Here is a 3,932-nt window from a genome sequence, read left to right as displayed (position 1 = left end):
CCTTACGGTTTAGTCCAGTCAATGCCCGCACTGAGGCGGTCTTCTTTTAGCACCCGATTCAGATCTAACATTGTCCCATCTCAAACACCCTATTAACTTTACTTTACCTTATAAAGCGACAAGTCTAATATTTCTTGGGTCTATTTGATTCAATTTTCAGCCAAATTTTTCTCTTTCTAACTCATCTCTTTCTTGATAACCAGAGGTTTTTTTTTACGAGTCAAACCAAGTTTTTTTAAACTTCTACTAATAGTAAAACCACTACAATCCCCCCATTTTACAGCCATTTGTTTTTGAGTTTGATCATCATTAGTCTCAACAAATTTATCAAATTTTTCCCAGTCTTTAATTTTAGGTGCTTGAGGAGGAGGTACACTTATTTTAGGGACTGTTGAACCTGTTACTAAATATTGGTCTCTCCACTTATGAAGAGTAGGTCGGCTGATCTTTAAGAGACGACTTACACGATTAATAGACATACCATTATTAATGAGATTAAGAGCACGTTCGCGTAAATCTTGACTATAAGGATGTACCATAACACTCACTAATTCTTTTCAAATTATTGATTATAAATTATTAATTGTAAATTGTAAATATCTGAACAGGCATCCTGAACATTTTGACAAAGACGCGATCGCGACAGCGTCACGGAGTTCGATCGCGTAATTTATGAAAAATATAGGTCATACAGTCGCTGTAATACTATTATAGATTTGTATGTAGTATGTAAATATACCAGCGCACATTGCTATAAGTCGCGTTTATACAAACTGAGTAAAGAGTTAGCTAGTGAGTTTGCCTTTGTCAATCAATTAAATTCATCAGCTAGACAAGCTTCAGTAGAAGTAGCTTGGACTTCGATTAGTAACTTTTATCGTCGCTGTAAAGAAGGAGTAAGGAAGAAAGGCTATCCCAAATTTAAAAAGCATTGTCAGTCTGTAGAACATAAACAATCTGGTTGGAAATTATCAGATGATTGTATGTTTATTACTTTCACTCTCTAGTTTAAATCTGGTAAGTTTTCTCTGTATTGTAATTCAGAAACAAGAGAAGATTTATTTAGGTTAAAAATTAACCGGGTGAGAATAGTTAGACGTGCAGATGGCTATTATTGTCAATTTTGTTTAGACGCTGATAGAAAAGAATTAGGAAATTATACTGGCAATGTCATAGGCATTGATTTAGGTTTAAAATATTTCTATCAGGACTTACGCAAAGACACTATATATAGAGTATGGTCATCTAGAGCGATATAGCTGCCGCACTTGCTCCGCTATTGGTAATAGGGAACGCTTTGGGAGATAACGGCCTCTGCTAATGATGGGCAACTTGCCGATCGTAAGTTGTGTCGATGAGCAAAGAATCACTTGTTTGTGAGAATCCCCGCACCTTTAGGTCGGGGAGTATGTCAATAGGCGTTGTTCACTCCCATATACCATTACGCGACCAGGACTACTAAACCTAAACCCTAACACCTATAACCTTCTTCAAACCAACTTGCGATCAACAACTGAAATTGTTTATTTCTAAGCTTTAAATACAATTGCAGGATCGATACGAGTTACTTTTTGAATGGCAAAGAAAGCTGACCCGACACACATAAAAACAGTTATACCTAGCACTCCAAGTGCAGACAAAGGTGTAATCAAAATAATAATTCCTTTGCTTGCCACCCAAGTACTCAATCCTAAACATACCAACATTCCAGGGAGATAACCTAAAACTGCCATCCAAATTGCCTGCTCCACAATTACTGCATACAATTCTTGATCAGATGCACCCATGGCCTTGAGAGTACCAAATTCCTTCAGGTGGTCAGACACAGATGAATACAAAATTTGGGCGACCACTACTATGCCCACAATTACACCTACTACTGCACCCATTCCCAAAACTAAACCAATATTTGTTCGTGCCAACCAAAAAAATCTGGTTTTCTCAGATAGTTCATTTTTAGTGTAAGCATTGGTAGCTGGCATCGCCTCTTCTATTTTTTGTTTTAATACTTGTAAATCTTCACCTGGTTTAGCTTTGACTAATATATAAGCGATCGGATCTGCTACTTCTAAATTTTTTGGTGCTGGTGTTTCTTCCAACTTTTGAGTGGGGTCTTTTTTTTCTACTACTTTTGTACATTGAAGATTTCCTGCTCCTACAACTTTGCAGTTAACTTCGGCGTTAATACCTGCACTAATATATGTGTTAGCGTTTTCTAGGGATGTAAATAATAAGGTACTTGATACAATTGACTGAGTACCTTTGGTAACTGCGACTAATTTTGCTGGTAGGGAACCTGCGATCGCCATTGTTCCTACTCCTTCTGCAAGCATGCTAGATAGCCTACTTTGGTCGGCCATCACAGAGAATGGCTGTTTCAGGTCCCTGACGTTACCCTCAATGACTTTTCCTGGGTTAAACAGTTGTCCATCTGGGTTAAATCCCACCACCATTAATGGACTCATTTCTCCATTCTGAGGCCGCCATCTGACTGATCCTAAAATCAAAGCTTCTGCTCGTTGGACACCTTCTATAGTTTTGGCTTGATTCAATTGACCGTAAAGTAAGGGGTCTGTCAGCTCGAAGTTGACCATTTCATTAGAGGCGATCCAAATATCTGCGTTGGATTTATCTATTAGTAGGGTTGTGGAACGAGCAAACCCATTTAATATGCCTGTTTGAATTGTCACTAAGCTGACTGCAAATAATATCCCTGCTTGGGCTACTATAAACCGAGGAATATCTTCTAATAAATTTTTGCGAGCTATAGAAGCCATCTTGTTTTAGTCAAAAGTACTAATAGATAGGTTTACCAACAATATATAGCAGGCAACAGGCAACAGGCAACAGGCAACAGTGAGAAAAGTATTTCTCTGTCTTACAGTTCATCATCAATCTATGTCCTAACTAACTCGTCCTTTGCTATAACAATATCAATCTGCTCTGCTCTGAAGTTTTATACAAAACTCACAACTAAATACGGTAAAAGTATTTCGATCCACCTTCGGTTGAGAGAAGTAGTAAGTAGAAAATCAAAGATCAAATCTTTCTCTTTGGTCGTTGGATTTAATATCTCATTGTTTATTCCTTGTTTCCTTCTGCCTTTGTTTCTTGCTTTTTAATTTCTCTTTGTTTTGCTAATTCTTCTTGATGTAGCTCTCTATCTTTAATGGTTAGTAATTCTGGTATGGTCACAAATTCATAACCTTGTTTTTTCAAGCCAGCAATAATATTGGGTAGAGCTTCAACAACGTGACCTCTTGGGCCACCACCATCATGTAGTAAGACAATTCCACCATTGCTAGCTTTATTCAAAACTTTTTTAGTAATTTCTTTAGCTGACCTGTAATACCAGTCTACGGAATCAGCAGACCATAAGACTACGGTGTGTTTCCGTTCTTTGGCGTAGTCGGCTAAACCATTCACTAGGACACCACCAGGTGGACGAAATAGATTGGTTGTCCTGCCTGTGATTTTGTATATCAGGTCTGCTGTACGTCCAATTTCACTTTTGATCAGGTCTGGACTCATTTTACTCTTTTTAGAAGGGTGGTTCCATGTGTGGTTAGCAATAACGTGACCTTCTTCTACAATTTTTTTGCCTATTTCTTGACGTACGTTTAAATGTTGGCCGACTACGAAAAAAGTTGCCCGAATATTATGCTTTTTGAGAATATCTAATATTTGTTCTGTAGTTTTGTTCCACGGACCGTCGTCAAAGGTTAAGGAAATAACTTTCTGTTTGCTATTGAGAGTAATATTTTTAACTGTTTGACTTTGGAATCTTTTAGGGACACTAAAGTTAAAGGTTTTTAATTCTAATTCCCTCAGTTTTTGTTTAGTATTATTAATTTTTTTGGCAACAACAGAACTAATTTTAATTATTTCTAATGGAGTTTCTTTGCTATTTACCGATTGATTGATTGTCTTTA

The 3,932-nt window shown here is 37.2% G+C and carries 4 protein-coding genes; 1 reads left to right on the top strand and 3 read right to left on the bottom strand.

The features are described 5' to 3' along the window. Nucleotides 1-176 precede the first annotated feature (176 nt). Complete coding sequence (locus F6K13_RS22455; protein WP_124155043.1) at nt 177-539, bottom strand: IS630 transposase-related protein; 363 nt, start codon at nt 537-539, stop codon at nt 177-179. Nucleotides 540-716: 177 nt separating this feature from the next. Between F6K13_RS22455 and F6K13_RS35340 the strand changes: the two genes are divergently transcribed. Further along, a complete protein-coding gene (locus F6K13_RS35340; RefSeq protein ID WP_353735700.1) occupies nt 717-1,007 on the top strand; it encodes a hypothetical protein in 291 nt (96 codons plus the stop codon). 522 nt (nt 1,008-1,529) lie between these two features. On the opposite strand, the gene F6K13_RS22445 is transcribed toward F6K13_RS35340, so the two are convergent. Next, nucleotides 1,530-2,777 (bottom strand): FtsX-like permease family protein, encoded by a 1,248-nt coding sequence (locus F6K13_RS22445; RefSeq protein ID WP_124144775.1) that lies wholly within the window; start codon nt 2,775-2,777, stop codon nt 1,530-1,532. A 304-nt stretch (nt 2,778-3,081) separates the two neighbouring features. Next, the coding region (locus F6K13_RS22440) for a polysaccharide deacetylase family protein (RefSeq protein WP_287288428.1) at nt 3,082-3,932 on the bottom strand (851 nt) is incomplete at its 5' end.

The sequence above is a fragment of the Okeania sp. SIO2B9 genome (assembly GCF_010672505.1).
GTDB lineage: Bacteria > Cyanobacteriota > Cyanobacteriia > Cyanobacteriales > Microcoleaceae > Okeania > Okeania hirsuta.
This window is presented reverse-complemented; position numbering and strand designations above follow the sequence as displayed.